At 72.8% G+C, this 23,539-nt stretch carries 21 protein-coding genes; 12 read left to right on the top strand and 9 right to left on the bottom strand.

Annotation, left to right across the window (positions count from 1 at the left end; translation table 11 throughout):
• The first annotated feature begins 228 nt into the window (after positions 1-228).
• Positions 229-402 (top strand): hypothetical protein, encoded by a 174-nt coding sequence (locus AW271_RS41140; RefSeq protein WP_157554508.1) that lies wholly within the window; start codon positions 229-231, stop codon positions 400-402.
• Between the two features lie 8 nt (positions 403-410).
• On the opposite strand, the gene AW271_RS22800 is transcribed toward AW271_RS41140, so the two are convergent.
• On the bottom strand, positions 411-1,433 hold the full coding sequence (locus AW271_RS22800; RefSeq protein ID WP_062339419.1) for a TrmB family transcriptional regulator: 1,023 nt from the start codon (positions 1,431-1,433) through the stop codon (positions 411-413).
• Positions 1,434-1,553: 120 nt separating this feature from the next.
• Here AW271_RS22800 and AW271_RS22795 point away from each other — a divergent pair, with 120 nt between their 5' ends.
• The 6 genes from AW271_RS22795 (at position 1,554) to AW271_RS22770 (ending at position 10,991) form a co-directional block, all read left to right on the top strand.
• Complete coding sequence (locus AW271_RS22795; protein WP_062339418.1) at positions 1,554-4,772, top strand: S8 family peptidase; 3,219 nt, start codon at positions 1,554-1,556, stop codon at positions 4,770-4,772.
• A gap of 102 nt (positions 4,773-4,874) precedes the next feature.
• On the top strand, positions 4,875-5,279 hold the full coding sequence (locus tag AW271_RS22790) for a hypothetical protein (RefSeq protein WP_062339417.1): 405 nt from the start codon (positions 4,875-4,877) through the stop codon (positions 5,277-5,279).
• A 29-nt stretch (positions 5,280-5,308) separates the two neighbouring features.
• On the top strand, positions 5,309-5,974 hold the full coding sequence (locus AW271_RS22785; protein ID WP_062339416.1) for a hypothetical protein: 666 nt from the start codon (positions 5,309-5,311) through the stop codon (positions 5,972-5,974).
• Complete coding sequence (locus AW271_RS22780; RefSeq protein WP_063818072.1) at positions 5,958-6,779, top strand: ABC transporter ATP-binding protein; 822 nt, start codon at positions 5,958-5,960, stop codon at positions 6,777-6,779. Before AW271_RS22785 ends, AW271_RS22780 begins: the two co-directional genes overlap by 17 nt.
• Positions 6,779-7,507 carry a hypothetical protein gene (locus tag AW271_RS22775; RefSeq protein WP_062339414.1) on the top strand — a complete coding sequence of 243 codons (729 nt, stop codon included), beginning with the start codon at positions 6,779-6,781 and terminating at the stop codon, positions 7,505-7,507. The genes AW271_RS22780 and AW271_RS22775 overlap by 1 nt, the downstream gene beginning before the upstream one ends.
• 19 nt (positions 7,508-7,526) lie before the next feature.
• Entirely contained in the window at positions 7,527-10,991 is a 3,465-nt protein-coding gene (locus AW271_RS22770; RefSeq protein ID WP_062339413.1) for an nSTAND1 domain-containing NTPase, read from the top strand.
• Positions 10,992-11,009: 18 nt separating this feature from the next.
• On the opposite strand, the gene AW271_RS22765 is transcribed toward AW271_RS22770, so the two are convergent.
• Genes AW271_RS22765 through AW271_RS22755 form a run of 3 tightly spaced genes read right to left on the bottom strand, consistent with a single transcriptional unit; the run spans position 11,010 to position 14,254 of the window.
• Positions 11,010-12,263 (bottom strand): hypothetical protein, encoded by a 1,254-nt coding sequence (locus tag AW271_RS22765; protein ID WP_062339412.1) that lies wholly within the window; start codon positions 12,261-12,263, stop codon positions 11,010-11,012.
• A complete protein-coding gene (locus AW271_RS22760) occupies positions 12,257-13,846 on the bottom strand; it encodes a hypothetical protein (RefSeq protein WP_157554506.1) in 1,590 nt (529 codons plus the stop codon). Before AW271_RS22760 ends, AW271_RS22765 begins: the two co-directional genes overlap by 7 nt.
• Positions 13,847-13,897: 51 nt before the next feature.
• A complete protein-coding gene (locus AW271_RS22755) occupies positions 13,898-14,254 on the bottom strand; it encodes a hypothetical protein (protein WP_157554504.1) in 357 nt (118 codons plus the stop codon).
• A gap of 84 nt (positions 14,255-14,338) precedes the next feature.
• Between AW271_RS22755 and AW271_RS22750 the strand changes: the two genes are divergently transcribed.
• The gene (locus AW271_RS22750; RefSeq protein ID WP_062339409.1) at positions 14,339-14,716 is read left to right on the top strand and encodes a MerR family transcriptional regulator; all 378 of its coding nucleotides are present in this window, start codon (positions 14,339-14,341) and stop codon (positions 14,714-14,716) included.
• An 11-nt stretch (positions 14,717-14,727) separates the two neighbouring features.
• On the opposite strand, the gene AW271_RS22745 is transcribed toward AW271_RS22750, so the two are convergent.
• Positions 14,728-15,498, bottom strand: a complete 771-nt coding sequence (locus AW271_RS22745) for an SDR family oxidoreductase (protein ID WP_062339408.1) — start codon at positions 15,496-15,498, stop codon at positions 14,728-14,730.
• 11 nt (positions 15,499-15,509) lie between these two features.
• A complete protein-coding gene (locus AW271_RS22740; RefSeq protein WP_062339407.1) occupies positions 15,510-16,187 on the bottom strand; it encodes a GNAT family N-acetyltransferase in 678 nt (225 codons plus the stop codon).
• Positions 16,188-16,318: 131 nt separating this feature from the next.
• Between AW271_RS22740 and AW271_RS22735 the strand changes: the two genes are divergently transcribed.
• From AW271_RS22735 to AW271_RS22725, 3 genes are read left to right on the top strand one after another with little or no spacing between them, the layout of a single operon-like run.
• Complete coding sequence (locus AW271_RS22735; protein WP_062339530.1) at positions 16,319-16,663, top strand: ArsR/SmtB family transcription factor; 345 nt, start codon at positions 16,319-16,321, stop codon at positions 16,661-16,663.
• Between the two features lies 1 nt (position 16,664).
• Complete coding sequence (locus AW271_RS22730) at positions 16,665-17,309, top strand: SRPBCC domain-containing protein (protein ID WP_062339406.1); 645 nt, start codon at positions 16,665-16,667, stop codon at positions 17,307-17,309.
• A 7-nt stretch (positions 17,310-17,316) separates the two neighbouring features.
• A complete protein-coding gene (locus tag AW271_RS22725) occupies positions 17,317-17,808 on the top strand; it encodes an SRPBCC family protein (protein WP_062339405.1) in 492 nt (163 codons plus the stop codon).
• 5 nt (positions 17,809-17,813) lie between these two features.
• Here the strand turns inward: AW271_RS22725 and AW271_RS22720 are convergent, their stop codons facing one another.
• Positions 17,814-19,802: a sensor histidine kinase gene (locus tag AW271_RS22720; RefSeq protein WP_062339404.1), complete on the bottom strand. Its 1,989-nt coding sequence runs from the start codon at positions 19,800-19,802 to the stop codon at positions 17,814-17,816.
• A 140-nt stretch (positions 19,803-19,942) separates the two neighbouring features.
• Here AW271_RS22720 and AW271_RS22715 point away from each other — a divergent pair, with 140 nt between their 5' ends.
• The gene (locus AW271_RS22715; protein ID WP_062339403.1) at positions 19,943-21,925 is read left to right on the top strand and encodes a WD40 repeat domain-containing serine/threonine protein kinase; all 1,983 of its coding nucleotides are present in this window, start codon (positions 19,943-19,945) and stop codon (positions 21,923-21,925) included.
• 65 nt (positions 21,926-21,990) lie between these two features.
• Here the strand turns inward: AW271_RS22715 and AW271_RS22710 are convergent, their stop codons facing one another.
• Together AW271_RS22710 and AW271_RS22705 are read right to left on the bottom strand one after the other, a co-directional pair.
• Entirely contained in the window at positions 21,991-22,698 is a 708-nt protein-coding gene (locus AW271_RS22710) for an alpha/beta fold hydrolase (protein ID WP_062339402.1), read from the bottom strand.
• Positions 22,695-23,537, bottom strand: a complete 843-nt coding sequence (locus AW271_RS22705) for a class III extradiol dioxygenase family protein (RefSeq protein ID WP_062339401.1) — start codon at positions 23,535-23,537, stop codon at positions 22,695-22,697. Before AW271_RS22705 ends, AW271_RS22710 begins: the two co-directional genes overlap by 4 nt.
• Positions 23,538-23,539: the final 2 nt, after the last annotated feature.

Here is a 23,539-nt window from a genome sequence, read left to right as displayed (position 1 = left end):
GGCATGCCGAGCACGGTGAGGTCTTCTGTCGTGTACGTGGTGGGATCGAAACGTCAGGCATCTCGTGGGCCCGTGATCGGCACGAGTGAGAGAAGTTCGGCGTTCTGCAAGACGCAGAGTCGATGTCCTCGCGAAGCCCGGTCCCAGCCCACGGGCAGGATGCCTATTGCTAGTCCAGGCAGACACCGAACGCGGCTACATGAAGCTCGATCAGGGCGCGGATCGGGAATGGACGGAGCCGCCGGCGGCCCGGCGGCGGACGTGCCGCCGGGCACGTGGATCACCGGTGGCAGCGCGTCGAGCAGCGACTCCTGGGCCCGCTCGCCGAAGTCGAACCGGCCGCCTCTGAAGACGGCGTCCTCGGTGGCCGCTCTCATCGACGAGATCGCGCGGCCGGCCTGAGCGACCGCTCAGACCAGGCCGCGCCGGCGGGCCTGGACGCCTGCCTGGAACCGGGTCTCGGCGTTGAGCTCGTCGAAGAGGTGGCGCAGCCGGCGGCGGAGGCTGCGCGGGCTGGTGCCGAACTGGCGGGCGATGGCGTCGTCCTTGAGGCCGGCGGCCAGCAGGGCCAGCAGGCGGCGGTCCTCAAGGTCGAGGTCCGGGTGCTCCCCGTCCTCCTCCGGCGCGCGGTCGCCGGTCGGCTCGGGCACGGAGTCGGGCGGGGTGGCGGGCGGGGCGGCCTGCGGGTACATCGGCACCGCTTCGCTCCACATGCGCTCGAACAGCTCGACCAGGGCGACGACCATGGTGGATCCCCTGATCAGCACACTGCGGCTCAACGGCTGGTGCAGGTGGAGGTGCAGCGGCATGATCGCCACCCGCTGGTCGGCGAGCACCATCTTGAACGGCAGGCCGGGCAGCACCCGCGCCTCCTCGCCCACCTTGAGCATGTCGTCCAGCTGGTCGAGCGCGCCCTCGTGCTGGAAGGCCTCCGGCGCGTAGATGGTCCGGTAGCGGACGCCGTCGCGCAGGCGGTCGCTCTGGACGGGGTTGCGGTAGTCCAGCACGTAGGGCGGGCGGTCGAAGGTGAGCACCTCGTCCTTGGCCTCCTGCTGCACCTGGCGGTACCACCGGGCGAGCACCTCGGGGCCGGCCAGCACCTCGAACTGGCCGATGTCGTCGGGATCCTGGCCGACGGCGCGGAAGGCGGTCTCCAGCTCCTCGGCCGTGTCGGTGATCCGGTCCAGTTCGCCCTGCAGGTCGCGGACGAGAGAACGGATCGCGCTCCCCGGGCTGGTCGCCGTCCAGCGGGGCGAGCGGCCCCACAGCCGGTTGATCAGGCCCTTGGCCTGGAGTCTCGTCAGCGACGACTGGATGCGGCCCGAACTCTCGCCGCTCCTGGCGACGAGCTCCTGCACCGTGATGCCGGGAGAGGCCAGCACCGCCCGGTAGATCCGCTCGTCGAACACGCTGATGCCCAGCACCTCAAGCATGGGAAGATCTTGGCCACTTCCGGCGGCTGCCGCAATAGGCCACATGAGCACCATTGGCAGCAGTGTTAACAGACAGTTAGAAATCTGGTCGTGCTACAGCGAACCCTCATCACCGGCGCTGTGTTATCAGCGCTGGTAGCGGCCGCCGCCCCTGCTCAGGCGACCCCCGCCGCGGCCCCCGTACCCCCGAAGACGATCACCCTCATCACCGGGGACACGGTCACCCTCCGCCCGCTCCCCGACAAGCAGACCCGGCTGGACGTCAAGCCCGGCCCCGGCCGGGAGAAGATCACCTTTGTGCACCGGCGCGGCGAGGACGGCCTCAGCGTCGTCCCCGTCGACGCGATGCGCCCGCTGGCCGAGGGCAGGCTCGACCCCCGGCTGTTCAACGTCACCCAGCTCACCGCGTTCGGGTACGACGACGCCGCCAGCCCCGCACTCCCGCTGATCGTCAGCTACGGCGCCGACGTCTCCGGTCTGCGCGTCGCCGGCGGACGCCCGCTGACCGCGATCAACGCGATGGCTCAGCGTGAGCCCCGCGCCTCGGCGGGCACCCTGTGGAAGTCGCTGACCGCCGAGGCCAGGGCCGCCGCCGCGCCCGAGAAGATCTGGCTGGACGGCAAGGCCAAGCTGTCGCTCGACGTCAGCGTGCCGCACATCGGCGCGCCCCAGGCGTGGGCGGCCGGGCACACCGGCAAGGACGTCAGCGTGGCCGTGCTCGACAGCGGCTACGACCCCGACCACCCCGACCTCAAGGGCCTGGTCGTCAAGACCGCCAACTTCACCTCCGAGCCGGACGTCCGCGACCTGAACGGGCACGGCACCCACGTCGCCTCGACCATCGCGGGCTCCGGCGCCGCCTCGGGCGGCACGCACAAGGGCGTGGCCCCCGGCGCGAAGCTGATGATCGGCAAGGTCTGCGGGCAGAGCGGCGACTGCCCGGACTCCGGCGTCATCGAGGCCATGACGTGGGCGGCGGAGAACGGCGCGAAGGTCGCCAACCTCAGCCTCGGCAGCCCCGACGCGCCCGGCGACGACCCGCTCGAACAGGCCGTGGAGACGCTGACCGAGAAGTACGGCACGCTGTTCGTCGTCGCCTCCGGGAACTCGGGACCGCAGACGCTCAGCTCGCCGAGCAGCGCCGACCGGGCCCTGTCGGTCGGCGCGTCCTATCGTGACGCCGACGTCGTCGCCGACTTCAGCAGCACCGGCCCGCGCGTCGACGACGGCGCGGTCAAGCCCGACCTGATCGCCCCCGGCGTGGGCATCGTGGCGGCGCTGGCCGGGAGCGACTCGTACACCGCCATGAACGGCACGTCCATGGCCACCCCGCACGTGACGGGCGCGGCGGCGATCCTGGCCGGTCTGCACCCCGACTGGAAGGCCGACCACATCAAGGCCGCCCTCATGGCCTCCACCGCGCCCGGCGAGGAACTGGGCGCCTACGTCCAGGGCTCCGGCCGGGTGGACGTCGCCCGCGCGGTGACCCAGCAGGTCACCTCCGAGCCTGCGGCGCTGACCATGGGCGACTTCGAGCTGCCCGTACCGCCCGCCGAGCGCACGCTCACCTACCGCAACGACGGCGACGCCGCCGTGCGGCTGAACCTGAGCGTTGTCGCCAAGGACGGCCAGGGCGCGACGGCGACGCCGTTCACGCTCAGCGCCACCTCGGTGGAGGTGCCCGCGCACGGCGCCGCGCAGGTGGCGGTGACCTCGAAGGCGTCCGCGATCGGGCGCTACAGCGGCACCGTCATCGCCACCGGCGACGGGGTGTCGGTGCGTACCGGCATCGGCATGCGGGTCGAACCGGAGAAGCGGCGGGTCAGGCTGACCTTCACCGGCTCTGACCGGAAGCCCGCTTCGGTCGCCTTCGCCGGCGTGATCGATCTGGACACCGAGGAGCAGACCAACCTCGACGTCTCCGGCGGCAGCCTGGAGCTCAAGCTGCCCAAGGGGCACCGCTACACGGTCGTCACGCTCATGCTCGACCACGACGGCACGCTCGTGATGGCCGCCGACCCCGAGTTCACCCTGAACGCCGACCGCGTCATCGCCGCCGACGCCCGCGCGGCCCGGCCGGTGGACGTGCGTACCCAGGAACCGACGGCCCGGCTCGCCATGGGCATGGTCGGCATGCTCCAGCTCGTCGAGGGCAAACAGCCCTTCGGCGTGGACGTCGACCTCGCCCGCGACGCCGACCGCGTCGAGGGCGTCAAGGCCATCCCGTCGGGACGCATGGCGAGCAAGAAGTTCGCCTACTACCGGTGGACCCAGTGGGCCAAGCCGAACGGCGACGGCTATGACGCCAGTCCGTACTGGTACCACCTGATGAAGGCCGAGCCGGGCATCCCGGCCGACCCGGGGTACCGGCCGCGCCGCCAGGACCTCGCCGAGGTCACCTCGACGTACGCCACCCAGCAGGACGGCAAGCACGGCGAGCACTTCGCCCTTCCCGTCCTGTACGGCAAGGAGCTGGCGTGGATGCCCTACGGCTCGTTGTCCACGTTCCCGCTGCCGTTCCGCCGCACCGAGTACTACACGCCGGGCGAGACCACCTGGTACCCGTCGTTCATCCAGTACAAGGCGCTGGACGCCTGGGACAACATCGACCAGTTCTTCTTCGGCCAGATGACGTCCTTCCGGGCCGGCCAGAAGAGCTCCGACCGCTGGAACTCCGGCGTCTTCGCCGCCTCGCTGAGCCCCACCGCCGACTCGTGGCGTGAGGGCGACCTGCTCCAGTTCGCCACCGGCCAGTTCGAGGACGCCGTACCGGGCCGGTACTCCTTCGGCGAGTACCAGAACCCCCGGGCCACGCTCCACCGCGACGGCAAGGAGATCTTCACCGCCAACCACCTGCCCGGCACCGTCGAGGTGCCCGCGGACGCCGGGGAGAGCCAGTACCGGATCACCATGACGGCCGACCGGGCCGCCGCCATGACCCGCTTCTCCACCCGGGTGGACGCCGAGTGGACGTTCCGCTCGAAGACCCCCGAGCCGGGCACCCGGCAGGTGCTGCCGCTGCTGTCGGTCAAGATCAGCCCAGAGCTGGACGACCGCAACCGCGCCGAGGCCGGCCGGATGCGCATCCCGCTGCGGCTCCAGCGCCAGAACGGCTCCCCCGCCCTGAAGGTGCGCACACCGAGCGTCGAGATCTCCTATGACGACGGCCGCACCTGGCAGTCGACGCGGGTGCACGCCGCGGGCAAGGACGCCTGGGCCGCCGAGACCCGGCACCCGGCCGCCGCGCGCGGGCGCTTCGCCTCCCTGCGGGTGAAGGTCGCCGACACCGGCGGCAACGCCTTCAGCGAGACCGTCATCAGGGCCTACGAGATCAGGTGAACCGGGATTTGTTTGTCCACGCGGCCACGTGCTTACTGGACAATTCCCGCCCCGGCTAGACCAGTCCTCCGTACGCCACCCAAGCGGAGGAGGAACAGCACGATGCACGTCAGACGCGCGGCCAAGCTGGTCGCGGTGATGGTGGGGGTCGGGGTCTTCTTCGGAAGCGCCCCGTCCGTGCTCGCGTGGGGGTCCAGCTCCTACCTGAACACCATCTGCACCCGGCTCTGGGGCTCGGAGAACGTCGACTTCGGTGGAAGCGGCGCGAACCGGGCCAGGTTCGGCAACCAGTACCGGTACGCCTACATGAAGATCCACGGGTACCTGAAGTACGACGGCGCCCAGCGGAACTACGTGGTGGCCTCCCAGGCCGCGGCAGGCGTCGTGGCCAAGAAGGCGCACAACGGCGGGGTCACCGGCAGCCGCCGGTGGACGGTCGACGCGTACGGCTGGGAGAGCGCGAACAGCTCGGCGAACCAGCTCATCCGGCACTGCGTCATCACCTGATGATCTCGTCCCGAACGGGAGGGCGCCCCGTGCGGAGTTTCCGCGCGGGCGCGCTCGCCCTCCCCGTCTCCGTCCTGCCGCTCGCGGTCGGCTGGGCACTCGGCGGGTACGGCTCCCCGCCTCCCGGCGTCTCCACGGCCGCGCTCGGCGCGCACTGGATCATGGCCTGGCTGGCGCCGGTGTGCGTGGCGATGGTCATGTCGTACGGCTCCGCCCATGCCGGCGTGGACCACCGGCTGGCCTCGGTGGCCGACGTCCGGGGTCGCTGGTGGCGGGACCAGGCGGTCCCGCTCCTCGGTTGCCTGACGGCCGTCGCCTCGGCGGCGTACGGGCTGGGCGGGGTGTCCGGGGAGCCGTTCCCGTCGTTGTTCCTGCCGGCGCTGAACGGCGGGGTGTTCGCGGTCTGCGCCGCCAACGTGGTCGTGACCCGGTTCGCGCCGGCGCCGTCGGCCGCGATGGCCGTGACGACCGGGATCACCGGCGCGGTGGTGGCGGTGCCGTACCTGCTGCCGGAGGCGGCCTTTCTGGGGGTGGACGCCACCCTCACCGGCTGGACGCACGACCGGGCGGTCGTCCCGATGGTGTGGGCCGCCGCCGGGGTGGCCTCGGCGGTGCTGGCCCGATTCCGGCCGGCGGACTGCGCCCATCTGTCCTGGATCTCACGGGAGGCCGCCAACGATGATCGAATTGCGTGAACTCGACAAGATCTACTCCCGGCCCGCCCTGTCGAAGGTGAGCCTGGGCCTGCACGAGGGGGTGGTGGCCCTGCTCGGCCGGAACGGCGCGGGCAAGTCGACGTTGTTGTCGATCCTGGCCGGACTGGCCGTCCAGACCGGTGGCGGGCTCGCGCTGAACGGCCGTGAGCTGGGCCGTTCGCGGCGTGCGCTGCGTGAGGCCGCCACCCTGCTGCCCCAGGACCCCCGGTTCGACCCGGCCGTCTCCGCCCGGACGCTGATCCGCCACCTGCTGCGGCTGCGCCGCAGGAAGGCCGCGATCGAGGAGCTGCTGGAGGTGTTCGGCCTCACCTCGGTCGCCGACGCGCCGCTGGGCACGCTGAGCGGCGGCACCCGGCAGCGGGTCGGCCTGGTGTACGCCTTCGCCGCCGACACCCCGGTCCTGCTGCTCGACGAGCCGACCCAGGGCCTGGACCCGTGGGAGCGGCTGCGGTTCGCCGATCACCTGGCGACGTCGGCCGGCGGAAAGCTGATCGTCTACTCCACCCACGTGATCTCCGACGTGGAGGCGCTGGCCGACCGGGTCGTGGTGCTCGACGACGGCCGGGTCGTCCACGACGGCTCACCCGCCGAGCTGCTCAAGCGCGCCCCGGCCGTGTGGACGGCGGAGGTGCCCGACCTGTCGGGGCTGCCCCTCGTCACCTCCGTGCGCCGCACCGCCGACGGGCTCCGGGCCCGGTGGACGGGCGACCGCGCCACTCCCCGGGCCGAACCCGCGGAGCCGAGCCTCACCGACGCCTACCTCGCGATCACCGGGGGCCGCTGATGTTCGCCTTCCACCTGCGGGGGATGCACCCCGGCTGGCTGGTGTTCACGGGCGCGGTCCTCGGCCTGGCCCTCTGGATCGGCTTCGGCGGCGGGGGCGCCACCGAGATCGGCGCCGACTTCGGCACGTGGGGCCTGGCCCGCCTGTACGCCGTCTGCGTGCCGGTCCTGCTGTTCGTGCTGACCCCGCTGCTGGAACGGGTCTGGGGCGTCACCGGCCTGCGGCGGACCTGGCGGCTGGCCCAGCTCGGCGGCGGCCGGGCCGCCGTCGACGGGCTGGCCGGCTTCCTGGCCGGATACGCCGTCTACGCCGCCGTGGTGCTGGTCCTGGCCGGATACGCGCTGGTCAGAATGGGCCTCGACGCTCCGTCGGTGGGGACGGTGGCCGTCGTGACGGCGGCCGGCCCGTTGGCGGGCGGTTTCCTGGTGCTCGCTTCTGGGCAGCTTGCGGCGATGTGGTTGTCGACACCGGCGGCCCGTTTCGCCGTCGTCGTGCTGCTGGTCGTCCTCGACGCGACCAACCAGCTCCCGGCGGCGGCGCTGTCGGTGTCCGGCACCTCGTTGCTGGCCGAGGGAGCGGGCGTGTGGGGGCCTCCGCTGGTCGGTGCGGAACCGCCGGCGGCGGTGGTCTCCGTGGACGGGGCGTTCGCGGCCACACGTGTGGCGCTGGGGACCGCCCTGCTGGCCGTCATGGCCGTCGGTTGTGCGAGGAGGGCCCCGCGCGAGTAGCCGACGAACGGGGGACACGATGGGACGGCCAGAGCGCGACCTCGACCCGGACGCGTCCCCGTTACACAGGTTCGCCGACGACCTGCGGAAACTCCGTGAGAAGGCGGGGCGGCCGAGCTACCGGACGTTGTCGGCGCGGGCCCACTTCTCGGTGACGGCGCTGGCCGCGGCGGCCTCGGGTGACCGGCTGCCGAGCCTGCCGGTCACGCTGGCGTACGTCACCGCCTGCGGCGGCGACCCCGGCGAGTGGGAGGAGCGCTGGCGCGACCTGGCCGACCCCGGCCCCTCGGAGGACGGCGATCCGCCCTATCCGGGCCTGATGCCCTTCGACCGGGAGCACGCGGCGTTCTTCTTCGGCCGGGAGAGACTGGTGGCCGAGCTGGTCGCCCGGCTCGCGGAGGCTCCCCTGCTGGCCGTGTTCGGCGCCTCGGGTTCGGGCAAGTCGTCGCTGCTGCGCGCGGGCCTGCTGCCGGCCCTGGAGCGGCCCGCCGTCGTGCTGACACCGGGCGCCCACCCGCTCGACACGATCGCGCTCGTGCTGGCCGACCGGCATGGGCTCGCCGCCGGCACGGTGCGCTCCGCGCTGGGCGACCCCGGTTCCGTACGGCTGACGTCACGCCAGCTCGCCGGGGACACCCTGATCGTGGTCGACCAGTTCGAGGAGATCTTCACGCTCTGCGCCGACGAGGACGAACGCCGCCGCTTCATCGACGTGCTCCTGGCCGCGCCGAAGGTCGTGCTGGCCGTACGGGCCGACTTCTACGCGCGCATCTCCGACCACGCCCCTCTCGTCGCCGCGCTGAAGGACCGGCAGGTGCTCATCGGCCCCATGGACGACGACGAGCTGCGCCGGACCGTCGTCGGCCCGGCGAAGGCCGCGGGCGGCCGGGTGGAGGCCCAGCTCGTCGAGGCCGTCGTCGGGGACGCCAGGAACCAGCCCGGAGCGCTCCCGCTCGTCTCCCACGCCCTGCGCGAGACGTGGCGACGCCGCCGCGGCGACCTGCTCACCTTCGCCGGCTACCAGGCGGCCGGAGGCATGCGCGGCTCCGTGGGCCAGAGCGCCGAGCAGATCTACCAGGCGCTCCCCCTCCGGGACCGCCCGAAAGTGCGAACGTTGTTCCTCCGGCTGACCGCCCTGGGAGAGGGCACCGAGGACACCCGCAGGCACGCCTCCCGCGCGGAGCTCGCCGGCTCGGGCGACGTGCTCGACCGGCTGATCGCGGCCCGGCTGGTCACCTCGCACGCCGAGACGATGACGATCGCCCACGAGGCGCTGCTGAGCCACTGGCCGAGACTGCGCTCCTGGTTGATGGCCGACCGGGAGGCCCTGCTGCGGCACCGCAGGCTGACCGAGGCCGCCGGTGAGTGGGAGCGGTATGACCGCGACCCGGCCCTGCTCTACCGAGGCGGCCGCCTGGCGGCCTGGCAGGAGGAGACCGCCGACCTCAACGACCGCGAGCGCGCGTTCCTGACCGCGGCCAGGGACCGCGAGAAGAGCCGGCGCCGCAGCGTGCTGACCGTCGTCCTCAGTGTGGCCGCCGGGCTCGTGCTGCTGGCCACCAGCGCGCTCGTCCAGGCCGCCGAGGCCGGGGCGCAGCGAGACCTGGCGATCTCCCGCGCCCTGGCCGCGGAGGCGCGCAGTGAGCTCCGGGTCGACCCGCGCGAAGGGCTGAAAATGGCCCGGCGGGCGATGGCCACGGCCGCCACGACGGAGGCCGAGTCCGTCCTGCGCCAGGCACTGGTGGACGACCGGCGCACGCTGGTCCTGCGCGCCCCCGCCCGGCTGATGGGGCTGGCGGTGAACGACGACACGATCGCCGCCACCTCCTCCGACGGCCACGTCCGGTTGTGGACCCGGAGGGGAGACGGGGTCGAGCCCACTCCCCCGCGCCTGCTGGACGGCCCGCCGGGCGAGGCCCGCAGCCCGGTCTTCGGTCCGCCCGGCCTGGCCGTGGCCCGCGCCGACGGCAGCATCCATCTGTACGCCCCCACCGGCGCCCGCGTCCTCAAGGGAGACCCGAGCGGGGTGTGGAACATCGCCATGAGCGCCACCCACCTGGCGGCCACCGGCGACGACGGCGCGGTCCGGCTGTGGGACCTGCGTACCGGCGGACTGCGGGTGTTGCGCGGCCACAAGGGCACCACGGTCGACGTCGCCTTCAGCCCCGACGGAACCCGGCTGGCCAGCTCGGGCCACGACGCCACGGTACGGATCTGGCCGGTGGCAGGTGGCGAGCCCGAGATCCTCCGCGGCCACGAGGCGGCGACGAAGGGCCTGGCCTTCGACCCTGCGGGTGAGCGCCTGGCCAGCGGCGGCATCGACGGCACGGCCCGCGTCTGGCGGCTGACGGGGTCAGCGGATCCGATCGTGCTGCGCGGTCACCGGGGCACCGTCGAGGACGTCGCCTTCACCGGCGACGGCCGTCTCGTCACCGCGGGCGACGACGGCACGGTCCGCCTCTGGAACCCCGGCGGCGGCGGCGAGCCACTCGTCCTGCGGGGCCACCGGGGGGCCGTGTGGCAGGTCGCGATGGTCGGCGGCCAGGTGGCCAGCGCGGGCGAGGACGGCAGCCTGCGCCTGTGGGACGTCACCGGCCCGCACACCCTGCCCGGCCACCGGGGAGCGGTGTGGGAGGCCGCCTTCACGCCCGACGGCCGACGCCTGGTCACGGCGGGAGCCGACGGGGCGGTGCGGGTCCATCCCGGTCCTGTGGTGTTCCGCGAGGACGGCGGCGAGACCCTCGACGTGGCCGTCACCGCCGACCGCGTCGCGGGCGCCAAGGAGGACGGCACGGTCCGCGTCCGGCCGCTCGCGGGCGGCCCTCCGATGGTGTTGCGCGGCCACCTCCGGGAGGTGTGGTCGGTCGCGTTCAGCCCCGACGGCCGCCGCCTGGCCAGCGTGGGCACCGACGGGACGGTGCGCCTGTGGGACACGACGACCGGCACAGCCGTCTGGTCCCGCCACGCCGACCGCGACTACCTGCGCTCGGTCGCCTACGCCGCCGGCCGGATCGCCACGGGAGGCCGCGACGGGGTGATCCGCCTCTGGCCGGAGAACGGCGGCCCGCCCCGTCTGCTGCGCGGCCACGAGGGGCTCGTGTGGTCGGTCGCCTTCAGTCCCGACGGCCGCCGCCTGGCCAGCTCCGGCGACGACGGCACCGTGCGGGTCTGGCCGCTCGGGGGCGGCGACCCTCTGGTGCTGCGCGGGCACCACGGTTTCGCCTGGTCGGTCGCCTTCAGCTCCGACGGGCGTCTCCTGGTCAGCACCGGCCAGGACGGCACCACCCGCGTGTGGCGCGCCGACGGGCAGGGCGACCCGGTGGTGTTTGAGGGCGCCGGGGCGACGGTCGAGAGCGCCGCCTTCCGGCCGGACGGCCGCCAGATCGTGACGGCCCACGGTGACGGCGCCGTGCGGGTCTGGCGGTGCGACGTCTGCGGACCGGTGGAGGAGGCCGTACGCCTGGCCGGCCGCCGCACCTCGTGAGCAGGATCCGCGCGGCACTCACCGCGTGTCGACGTGGTCGCAGCCGTGGAAGGTGAGCCCGGCGGCGCGGCCGGTCACGCAGGCCCTCGTGTCGCCGGCCGACAGGACGTCGTAGCGGTAGTGGGTGACGGCGTCCCGGTCGGCGTCCACGGTGCGCTCGTCGGGTTCGACCGACTTCTCGACGTGGATCCTGCCGTGCGCCTCCGGCGTCCCCGCGGAGGCCAGGATCGTCGCGGGTGGCCCGAACCGCAGGGTGGCCGCCTCGATGCGGGTGGCGTCGAAGGCGATCGGGTTGCCGTACTCGCCGGCCCTGGTCGTCAGGACGGCGACCGGCACGACCCCGTTGCCGTTCAGGTTGACCTTGTTGTCGGCGCTGCCGGGCTTGATGTTGATCGTCACCGGGATCGCGCAGTCGACGGTCAGCCGGGTGGTTCTGGTGTCGGCGCTCGGGTCGCGGTCGACGACCGTCGCGCGCTTCGGTGTGATCGACGTGGTGAAGTCGATCGTCCTGGCGCCCGCCTGGTCGCAGGTGACGGTGTAGCCGCGGGTCAGGGTCCGGGTGGCGCCGGCCGCGAGGTCGGTCTCCACGGTGGTCCCGCCGGTGGCGGTGAGGCCCGCGCCGACGGCCAGGTCCTGCCGGACCACGGCGGTGACCGGCCCGTCCGGGCCCGCGTTGGCGACCACGGAGGCGACCGTCACCGTCACCGGCTCGCCCATGACGGCGAACAGCGGCGCGGCCGGGGTCACCGAGGTGACCGACAGGTCGGCCTCCAGGCAGTCGGGGTCGTCGGGGGTGGCCAGGCAGAACTCCCTGAGCGGCGGCTTGAGGTCGACCGTCAGGACGTCCCGGCCCAGCGCGACGTCGGTGACCGTCATGGTCGAGAGGGCCGGCGAGAACGGCACGATGAAGCTGCCCGAGCCGCTCGGCCGCAGGCCGACGTGGTCTCCGCCCTCCTGGTACGTCCACAACGGGCTCCAGGTGTTGATCCGGTCGACGACCTGGCCGTCCACGTCGGTCAGGCCGAGCCGGAGTATGGGCGGGTCGCCGATGTGGGTGTGCGCCCGCGACGTGGAGACCTTGACCCGCTCCAGGGTCGCGGCGGTCCGGGAGGTGAACCTCACCCGGGCGACCACGGATTTGGCGGGGTCGCCGAAGTCGAGTTGCGGGATCGGGATCGTGGACGGGTCGTCCGGCTCGCCCTGGGCGCGCAGCGGGACCAGGACGATCAGCGCGGCCGCGGCGGCGATGACCCAGTGGGCTCGTTTCAGCATTTCGCGGCCTCGCAACCTTCGAAGACGTATGTGAAGCGGCGGATGTCGGCCTCGCGGGCCCGGCCGTTGTCGAACATCAGGTCATCGGGCTTGGGTTCGGACGTCCACCAGTCCTGGTCGCCGTACCAGTGCTCCTTCTCCCAACTGCGGCAGGCGGCGGCGGTCCGCTGAAGCAGCGGGGCGTCGTCCTCGCAGGCTTCGAAGTCCTCGTAGACGTTGGGGTAGACGTCCTGCGGGAAGGCCCCGCCCTCGGGGTATTCGTCGGACAGGCCGAAGGGCTGGTGGGCCGTCTCGTGGGCGGCGATCCGGGGCTTGCCGGGGTCGACGAGCACGGAGAAGATCCGGTCGGAGCGCTGCGCGCAGTCCTGCTGGGCGCCGCGGCGGTGCAGGATCGCGGCGGCCTCGGCCCAGCCGAAGGCGTCGTCCCACAGGACCGGCAGCTCGTGGTCGCAGTCCTTGTCGCCGGTGGCGTCGCTGGCGTAGCCGGTGTTGTCGGGCAGCAACCAGAAGTTGAACATGTCCTGCCGGGTCAGATACTCCTTCAGTCCCCAGTACGACCGTTCGATCGTGGCCGCCACGTCGGCGACGAACCGGGGGTCGGCGGGGCCGGTGTACTCGTCCTTGTCGGCCACGAAGACGATGTCGATGCGGCTGGACCGGGGGCCGGTGTAGCTGATCGGCACGGCGGGCTTGGGGAAGCTGAAGTTCGGGAAGGGATCGCCGACGGCCACCGTGTGCCACGACGAGAAGAGCGTCACCCCGTTCTCGGCCAGGCGGCAGCCGTAGGCGAAGGGGGCCATCTCGGCCCTGGGGGTGAAGGTCTCGGTGAGCGTGCCGACGCCGTGTCTCGACTGGAGCGGGTCTCCGGCGAGGCTCGCGGCGTTCGCCTGGAGGTTGACCCAGATCTCCAGCTTGTCGGCGACGATCGTCGGCTGGAGCTCCCCGTCGAGGGCCGTGGCGACGATCGTGACGGGCTCGCCCGGCTTCGGCCAGACGGGGGTGTGGGTGCAGCGGACGTTCAGGCCGGGCGCGCTCGCCGGCTCCCTGGCGTCCAGTTCGAAGGTCAGCCTGACCCGCTCGTCGGCGGTGCCGGCCTGGACGATCGGGGTGCGGCAGCCGCCGAGATAGGGCTGGGCGGTCTGCCTGGGGTCGTGGACGGAGCAGCCGGCGAGGTCGATGTACCCGTCGAAGAACCGGTCGGCGGTGGGCGAGGAGTCGTAGTGCTCGCCGCCGAAGCAGAGGCCGCCGTCCTCGTCGTGGACCTCGATCCTGATCGGGACGCGGCCGGGGGTCGCGAGCGTCGCCACGTCGACGGGCTTGGAGAACTCCCAGTCCGGCGCGATGTCGGGGTTGCCCTCAAGCTCGTCCTGGGAGTCGCTGTCCTCGTTGTCGTGGTAGACGCCGTTGATCCAGACGCGGTTGTAGAAGTCGGGTTCGCCGCAGTCGTCGCCCGCCAGGAGAGTGATGCGTTTGATCGTGACGGTCACGGTCACGAACGGGTCGGCGGCGGCCGGCGCCTGGAGCAGCGTGAGCAGCCCCGCGCCGAACACCGCGACCAGGAACACTCGGAGAAGGGTGCGCATGTGGCGAACGGTAGGCACGCCCGCCCGTCCCGCGCCTGAGTAGCCCCCTGCTCAATCGGCTTGGCGCCGGAGGAGGCTGCCGGGATCGCCGTCGTAGAGGTCGTCGAGGACGGCGCGGGCGGCCGGGTCGTCGCTGACCGCGCAGTCCCAGACGATCTGCCCGCCGTCGGTGGTCACCTCGAAGGCGAAGAAGGCGCAGCAGGCCTTCTCGCGGGCCGCGAGGTCCTCGATCCGCTCCCGCAGGCCCGGCTCGGCGCGGAAGCGGAACCGGACGGCCGCGCCGATCCGTTCACGGCCGACGAGTGACCGGTCGAACAGCAGCCGGTACTCCTCCAGCCGCTGCCGCGCGGTGTCGGGGGCGGTGGTCATGTCGCACACCACGGGTGTGCCGGCAGGGGGGACGTCCACGAGAACTCCTTCTGGGCCGGTTGTCCGCTCTCCCGTCGGACTCTAAAGTCTGGACCAGAGTCCAGAGTCAAGAGGTCACCTGCCATGAAGATCGGCGAAGTCGCCCGTGCGGCGGGCGTCACCGTGGACACGGTCCGGTTCTACGAACGACGCGGTGTGCTCCCCCGGGCCGACCGCCGGCCCTCGGGATACCGCGCCTTCGGGCCCGACGCCGTCGACCGCATCAGGCAGGCCAAGACGCTCCAGGAACTCGGCTTCACCCTCGACGAGGTCGCCGACGCCCTGACCGCCCACGACACCGGCGGGGCGACCTGCGACAGCGAGCGGTGGCGGCTGGAGAACGTGGTCGACCGCATCGACAGGAGGATCGCCGACCTGACGAGAGTCCGGGAAGCCGCGGCTCACGCCCTGGACGACTGCCGGTCCGGCCGCTGCCGCCTCCTCACGCCACGAGAGCTCTGATCACGTCACGGCTACCAGTCGAGCACGGCCGGCCGGAACGGCTCGCTCTCGGGCGCCTCCTTGCGCGCCTTCAGGACTCGTTCGGCGGGGGCGCCCGCGGGCACCCGCAACGGCGGGTCGGGACGCTCGATCGTGTGGGCGACGACGGCGGCCACCTCCCCTGCGGTGATCACCTCACCGCGCAGCGCGCCGAGCTGGCGGTAAAGCGGGAGGTACGGGTCGTCCTCCGCGAAGAACGCCGCGGCCCCGCCCTGGGAGCCGTCCGTGGCGACCGCGCCCGGCTGGACGATGCTCACCTTGACGCCGAAGTGGCCCGCCTCGATGGCCAGGGTCTCGGCGATCGCCTCCAGCGCCCACTTGCTCGCCCCGTACGGGCCGATGATCGGCAGCACCATGCGCCCCTGGATGCTGGAGACGAAGACCAGGCGGCCCGATCCCCGGGTCCGCATCGCGGGCAGGACGGCCTGCGTGACGCGCAGCGCGCCCAGGGTGTTGAGCCGGAGGAGCCGTTCGACCTCCGTGAGCGGCACGCTCTCCAAGGGTGCGCGCACGGTCGCGCCGGCGTTGCTCACCAGCACGTCGATCTCCCCGGCCGCCGCGACGGCCGCGTCGACGCTGTCCTGGTCGGTGACGTCGAGGCGCAGGCGCTCGTCGACGGGAAGGTCGGCCAGGGTCTCGGGCCGGCGGGCGGTGGCGATGACGCGGTGGCCCCGGCCGGCGAGTTCGAGGGCGATGGCGCGGCCGATGCCCCTGGACGCGCCGGTGATGAGCACGGATGACACGGGGGTTCTCCTCAGGTCCTCGCGAGGACTCGGTTCTCGGTGCGGACGCGGAGCCGGAAGCCCAGGGACTCGTAGAGGCGGACGGCGTTCACGTTGGACTCCAGCACGTGCAGGAACGGCGTCTCGCCGCGTGCCCGGATGCCGTCGGCGACGGCGAGCAGCAGCCGGGTGCCCAGCCGTCGCCCGCGCCATCCGGGGTCGGTGCAGACCGCGCTGATCTCCGTCCACCCCGGGACGCGCAGGCGTTCACCGGCCATCGCGACCAGGCGGTCGCCCCGGCGGACGCCCAGGTAGGCGCCCATCTCGATGGTGCGTTTCAGGAACGGGCCCGGTTCGGTCAGCTCGGCGAGTGCGAGCATGTCCGGCACGTCGGTCTCGGTCAGGTGGACCGCCTCGTCGTACGGTGCGGCGGCGATGCCGTCGTCGACGAACTGCAGCAGGGGGACGCGCGCCTCCACCCGCCACCCCGCCGGGGGTTCGGCGGCGGGTCCGCTCAACGTGACCTTCGTCCCGGGGGCCGCCAGGGCGGCGAGGTCCGCCCAGTCAGCGGCGGCGGGGATGTCCGGCAGCGCCATGAACGGGGACATGTCGGATGGGTAGCGCAGTGCGTTGCCCCGGCGTTCCGCGAGGTGGGCGTGTGGTCCGGACAGCGCGGCGTGGATCGCGTTGTCCAGGGGATGCGTCGGCATGGCGATCCTCCTCCACCTGACTTGTGAATCAAAAGTCCAACCGTCTGGGACGTTACGCTCATGACTTGCATTATGCAAGCCAAACGTATCAGCATTGACTTATATAAGTACGGGCCGGTATGGTCTGCGTCGTGCACGCGTTCGACATCCTCGGCGACCCCGTGCGCCGGCGCATTCTGGAACTGCTCGCCGACGGCGAGCAGACCTCCGGGGCGATCACGGAGGTCATCAGGGCCGAGTTCGCCATCTCCCAGCCGGCGGTGTCCCAGCATCTTCGGGTGCTGCGCGACAGCGGGTTCGCGTCGGTGCGGGCTGAGGGCACTCGGCGGTTCTACGCCGTCGAGACCGCGCCGCTGAGCGAGGTCGACGCGTGGCTCGACCGGTTCCGCCGGTCCTGGGACCACCGCCTCGACGCGCTGGGGACCGAGCTGGCCCGGGGCAGGCGTACACGTGGAAAACCACCGACAGAGGCGTGACATGAAAGACCTGCTCGACGAACTGGCCGCCGTGCACCGGGCGATGGGCACCGGCAGCGTGCCCGCCGGCGAGGCGTACACCGTGGAGCTGCGGCGTCGGTACGACGCCGGGATCGACGACGTCTGGGACGCCATCACCGACCCCGAGCGGCTGCGCCGCTGGCTGAACACGGTCACCGGGGACCTCCGGCCCGGCGGAACGTTCGCGCTGGACAGCGGCGAGCACGGCGACATCCTCCGGTGCGAGCCGCCGCGCCTGCTCAAGGTGTCCTGGCTCTACGGACCGGACGCCGACGCCTGGCCCGGCACGAGCGAGGTCGAAGTGCGGCTGGTCCCCGGCCCCGACGGCGACACGGAGCTCGAGCTGATCCACGCGGCGGTCATCGGGGAGCCCTCCTTCCCCACCTACGGCCCGGGCGCCGGGGGCGTCGGCTGGGACCTGGCCCTGCTGGCCCTGGCCCGGCTCCTGGCCGACGGTGAGATCGCCGGCCACGACGAGTTCGGGAAGTCGCCCGAAGGACGCGAGTTCAGCCGCCGCAGCGCCGCGGCCTGGGGCCGGGCCCACCTGGCCGCCGGTGGCGAACCGGAACACGTCGCCGCCGCGGTCGCGGCCACCACCGCGTTCTACGCGCCCGACAGAGAGTGATGCGCCCATGCGATACACCGTCTCCATCGAGATCGCCCTGCCCCGGGAGAGAGTGGCACAGTCGCTCGCCGACCCGGCGCACCTGCCGATGTGGTTGCGGGGTCTGGTGCTGCACGAACCGCTGAGCGGGGAGCACGGGCAACTTGGCACCAGGTCGCGGGTCGTGTTGCAGATGGGCGGGCGGACGATGGAGTGCGTCGAGACCATCACCCGCCGGGAACCGGCGGACCTGCGGGAGATCCCGGAACCGGGCGTCGTCCACTTCGAGCGCGAGATCGTCGGCGCGGGCATGTGGAGCGCCGTGCGCGACCGGCTGACCGTGGCCGGCCCGGAGACGACGCTCTGGGAGTGCGAGAACGAATACCGGTTCGACGGCTTCCTGATGAAGCTGGTGGCGCTGCTGATGCCCGGCGCCTTCCGCAAGCAGTCGCGACAGCACATGGAGGACTTCAAGGCGTTCGCCGAGCAGGGGAAGGACGTCCGCGAAACGACGGCCTGACCCGGCTACGTGACCTCGGTCGCGGCAAGGGGCAGCTCGACCACCACGGTGGTGCCCTCCCCCGGCCTGCCGGTGACGCCGCAGAAGCCGCCCAGCTCCGCGGCCCGTTCGCGCATGGACAGCAGGCCGACGCCCGGACGCCGGTCCGGCGCGAGCCCCGCGCCGTCGTCGGCGATGACCAGGCGCAGCGTCCCGGGCTCACGGCGCAGTTCGACCCGCACGCGCGTGGCCCCCGCGTGCCGTCGGACGTTGGTCAGCGCCTCCTGCGTGATCCGGTAGACGGCCACCTCGACGGCGGCGGGCAGGCCGGTCAGCTCTCCCTCGGCCGTCACCTCCACGGCCGCGCCTTCGGCGCCGCCCTCCCCGGCGAGCGCCGTCACGGCGGCGAGGAGGCCGAGGTCGTCCAAGACCGGCGGGCGCAGCCCGTGGACGAGCTGGCGGATGTCGCCGGCCACGGAGTCCATGCCGGAACGCAGGTCGCGGAGCAGCGCGTCCGTCTCCTCCGGCGAGTTCTTCAGGCTGTGCCGGGCGATGGAGATGGTCATGGCCATCCCGCTGAGCGTCTGGCCCAAACCGTCGTGCAAGTCGCGGCGCAGCCGCCGCCGCTCCTCCTCCTGGGTGGCCAGGATGCGTTCCCGGGAGCGCTGCAGGTCGGCCGACATCCGCACCGCGTGCGCCACGTCGGCCGCGTACGGAACCAGGGTGGCCAGCACCCGTTCGTCGTGCGCGGCCGGGAACCGGCGCGGGGTGGGCGGCCCCACCAGCAGCCGACCCACCTGTTCACGGTGCCAGATCAGGGGCACCTCGCGCGGCGTGTCACCGACCTGCCCGACGACCACACCGGCCGTGCCGGTCACCTCCGCCGCCACCCCCTGGACGGCGAGCCCTTCGCGCAGCACGCCGATCACCGAGGCCAGCGCCTGCGCCGGGTCGGCGAGGCGCACCTCCTGGATCACCCGTTCGGCGAGCACGCCCGGATCGCCGACGGGCCCGTAGAGCAGGCGGTCGACGGCCCGTTGCAGCGCCCGCCGCAACGGCTGGTAGAACGCCCCCGTCAACAGGGCGGCGACGAGCCCGGCCGTCTCGCCGACGCCCGACACCAGCAGGCTCGACACCGCGGCCACGCCGAAATAGACCGCGCCGACCACGGCCAGCAGTCCACCGGCGACGAAGGTCCGGCTGACGATGGTGTCGATGCCGTACAACCGGTGGCGCAGCACCGAGAACACCAGCGCGACGGGGATCAGCGTCGCCCACACGACCGACACCCAGTACAGCCCCGGCACGACCACGGACAGGAGCATGAACACGATGTAGACGCCGAAGGCGAACAGCGGCCAGCCGATCTGCCGCCGCCCCTCCGGATCGGCCCGGCGGAACCGCAGCAGCAGCGACAGCGCCGCCAGCGGGATCGCCACGAATATCCCCGTCCACGCCACCGTCAGGAGCAGCCCGTCGTAGGGCCCCATCGCGGCAACCTGGAACGGGTTGGGGATGACGGCGGGAAGGTGATGGCCCGCAAGGGGCGGATCGGGCCGGACGACCACGCGGACGTCCTCGACGGCGACCGCCAGCACACCCAGCCACACCACGGCCCGCCAGCGCCGTGACGGCAGCCTCCCGTCGGGCGAGTAGAGCGGCAGCAGGATCTCCAGCGCGAGTGTGGACGCCGTCCAGCCCAGCAGCGCCAGGAACCTCAGCCGGCCCGCCGTCGCCAGGTCGCCGCCCGCCGCCGACGCCAGCGCCGTCGCCTGGCCGAAGTCGTAGAGCGCGCCGCCGAGCCCGCCCACGATCATCAGCCACGCGAGCTTGAGCCCGGGCCGCCGGACGATCAGGAACGCGCCGATGGCGGGAAAGGTCAGTCCCGCCGCGGTCAGCGGTGTGACCGTCACCGGCAGCCGCCATTCCTGGGGAAGCCCCGCGAAGATCACCATCGCCACGGCGACCAGCACCGGAGAGACGACGCCCAGGACCACCGCGCCCACCCGCGCCATACTGTCCCCGCCTTCCTCCGTTCCAGCGTGACCCTAGCGGCTGCGACGGGCGGCCGCGGTGTGCTCGAACGTCAGGTGGGCGGTGGTTCACGCTCGTCGTAGGGTGGGGGTCGCCCGAGTCATTCCGAGAAGGGAGCGGGATGCCGGACGTCCGCCCGCTCCGCTCGGGAGACCCCCGGCGAATCGGCGCCTACCGGCTGGTCGGGGTGCTCGGTTCCGGGGGGCAGGGAGTGGTCTACCAGGGGATCGACGAGGCCGGGCACCAGGTCGCCGTCAAGCTGCTGCACCGTCACCTGAGCCACGACAAGGACGCCGCCAGGGGTTTCCTGCGCGAGGTGGCGGCGGCGCGCCGGGTGGCCGCGTTCTGCACGGCGGCGGTGCTCGACGTCGGGCTCCAGGACGAGCAGCCGTACATCGTGAGCGAGTACGTCGCCGGGGACACCCTCCAGGCGCTCGTCCGCGACGCCGGTCCACGCACGGGAGGCGCGCTCGATCGGCTCGCCATCTCCACCCTGACGGCGCTGGCCGCCATCCACGAAGCCGGGATCGTGCACCGCGATTTCAAGCCCGGCAACGTGCTGGTCGGTCCGGAGGGCCCCATCGTGATCGACTTCGGCATCGCGAAGGCGCTGGACTCGACCACGATGGTGTCGGGGCCGATCGGCACGCCCGCCTACATGTCGCCCGAACAGTTCAGGGGCGAGCGCGTGACACCGGCGTCCGACGTCTTCAGCTGGGCGGGCACGATGGTGTTCGCCGCGACCGGCCGCCAGGCGTTCGGGGGGCAGACCGTTCCCGGCATCGTGAACGCCGTCCTCAGCGAGGATCCCGACCTCTCCGGAGTGCCCGCCCACCTGGCCGACTCCCTCAGGCCGTGCTTCGCCAAGGATCCCGCGGCCCGCCCGTCCGCGGCCGATCTGATGCGGCGGCTGATCAGGCCCGCCGAACCCGCGCGCATCCCGGTGGACGACGCGGAGACCGTGCCGCAGGCGGCCCGGAAGCTGAGCCGCCGGGTCCTGATCGGCGGCGTGGCCGCCGTGGGCGCGGCGGCGATCTCCGCTCTGGCCGTCTTCCGTGACTCAGGCGCAGATCCCGTCCGCGAGGTCTCCCCGGCCCCGTCTCCATCCCCATCCCCATCCGCGTCTCCCTCTCCGGTTCCCTTCGGCGCGGAGGTCACGGAGCCGGTTCCGCTGGCCGAGGGAGACGGTGTTCCGACGGCCGTCGCCGCCGCCGGGGCCACCGTCGTCTGCGGCACCTCCACGGGGATCGCCTTGGTCTGGGACGCCGGCACCACCACGCTCACCCGGCTCGGCGACCGGGGCCCCGCGGTGACCTCGGTGGCGATCGGCGTCAGTGGCGGCACGCCGGTCGTGACCACGGGACACGCCGACGGCGGGATGCGGTCGTGGAGCCTGGCGGGCACGCGGCTCGCCGCGCACCGCGCCGGCGATCCCGTGATCGCCGTCTGGGCCGGGCGCCGGACGGTGGCCGTCTCGGAGAAGTACGACAGCCTGCGTGACCTGCACAGTGTCGTACGCCTCACCGACGTCGCCACCGGCAGGCAGATCGGCGCCACGATCACCGACCACTTCCAGGGCGTCAGCGGCCTGGCGTTCGGCCGGCTCGGCCAGGATGACGTGCTCGTCACGGGTGACGGCACGGAACGCATCCGCGTGCGGAGCCTCGCGACGGGCAAACTGACGCACTCGTTCCGCACCGGCGACGTCGGCGGCATCGAGCTGCTCGCCTGCGGCGCGTCGGACGGCGGCCCCATCCTGGTCTCCACCCACCTGGACGCCACGCTTCGCGTCCACGACCTGGCCACCGGGAAAAGCCGAGGGACGTGGGCGTTCAGCGACCGCAGCCCCGATGACCGAGGCGCCGCCGCCCTCGCCGTCGGCCGGCGCGGCGACGTGCCCGTCGCGGTGGTCGCCCACAACCCGGTCGGCGACGAGATCACCGTACGGATCTGGAATCTCGACAGCGGCGCGGTCGTCGGCGAACTCGGTTCAGGCCCCGGCGGCCCGACCGCCGGCGTGGCCGTCGCCGAACTCGCCGGCCGCCCCGTCGTCGCGGGCGCGGCCGGCGACCGCACGCTCCGCGCCTGGAGCCTCGGCCGCTGAACCCGGGGAAGGGCGGCCCCCCGCGCCGCGCCGCCGGTTGGCGCGGGGGGCCTGTCGCCGCCGGTTCAGGCGGCGGCGACGCGGAGGAGGAGTTCGGCCAGCTCCGCTGGGGCGGTGACCATGGCCTCGTGGCCGGTCGGCAGTTCGAACACCGGCCAGCCCCGTGCGGCGGCCCGTTCGGCCTGCGGGGTGAAGACGCGCATCCAGCCGACGCACTCGATGAAGGTCGCCGGCACCCGGTCGCCCTTTCTGGTCAGGCGCAGCGGCTCGGTGTAGGTCAGCCACGGGTGCGGGGTGAGCCGGGGGGTGAGCCAGCCGACGTCGTTCTCCTCGGTCACGCCGAGCACGCTCAGGTCGCGGACCGGGATGAGCCAGCCGAAGCCGGGACCGGCCACCGACTCGCGGTAGTGGTGGGCGATCGTGCCGGGCAGCAGGTCGATCGCGGCCTCGCCGTCGCCGCCGACGAACGCGTCGAGGTGCACGCGGCGGGCCAGCCGGTCGGCGACGCGGTCGGCCACGCCGGTGACGACCTGCCCGGCGTAGCTGTGGCCGACGAGCACGACGTCGCGCAGGTCGTAGGCCTCGATCAGCGCGACGACGTCCTCGACGTGGGTGCCCAGGCCGACCGAGGGGTTCAGCAGGTGGGCGCGGTCGCTGACGCCCGTCAGGGTCGGGGTGTGCGTCTCGTGACCGGCGGCGCGCAGGAGCGGGGCGACCCGCTGCCAGACCCAGCCGCCGTGCCAGGCCCCGTGGACGAGCACGAAGGCGCTCACGCGTTCTCCAGCACGATCATCCCTGCCCCGGTCATCGACGCCGGGGAGAAGTAGTGCCGGTGCCGGACCACCACCTCGGGGTCGAGCGCGCCCCGCATGACGAGCCACATGATGACCTCCGCCCCTTCGCCGCCGAAGGTCTCCACGTACTTCTGGCGGCTCCAGTTCGCGAGCTCGTCCGGGTTCTCGGCGATGTCGACCAGGAAGCGCCGGTCGGCGGCCGGGTTGAGGAAGCCGGCCCGGCTGCCCTGGAGCTGGTGGGACAGGCCGCCGGTGCCCAGCACGACGAACCTCTCCTCGCTGTCGTAGGTCTCGATGGCGCGGCCGAGGGCCCGGCCCAGCTCGTACAGGCGGATCGGGAGCGGGATCGGGTACTGGAGCACGTTCACGAAGATCGGCACGACCCGCACCGGCCAGGCGTCGGACGGGCGGCCCCAGAACAGCTCCATCGGCACCTGGAGGCCGTGGTCGACCTGGATCTCCTGGATGATCTCCGGGTCGAACCTGTTCTCCACCAGGTGGTCGACCAGGTGCCAGGAGAAGTCGGCCGCGCCGGTGAACGGCGGGATCGCGCGGGGGCCCCAGCCCTCGTCGACCGGATGGTACTCGGCCGCGCAGCCGACCGCGAAGGTCGGCACCCGGTCCAGGAACAGGGCGTTGAAGTGGTCGTTGAAGACGACGACGGCGACGTCGGGACGCCGCTCCCGCACCCACTCCTGGGCCGGCAGGTAGCCGTCGAAGAAGGGCTTCCACTCGGGGGCGTCGCGCAGGCCCTTGTCCAGGGCGGCGCCGATCGAGGGGACGTGCGAGGTGCCCAGGCCGCCGACGATCGTGGCCAACG

It is taken from the genome of Herbidospora sakaeratensis (genome assembly GCF_001570525.1).
GTDB lineage: Bacteria > Actinomycetota > Actinomycetes > Streptosporangiales > Streptosporangiaceae > Herbidospora > Herbidospora sakaeratensis.
The sequence above is the reverse complement of the archived record's forward strand: the minus strand, read 5'-3'. Positions and strand labels throughout refer to the sequence as shown.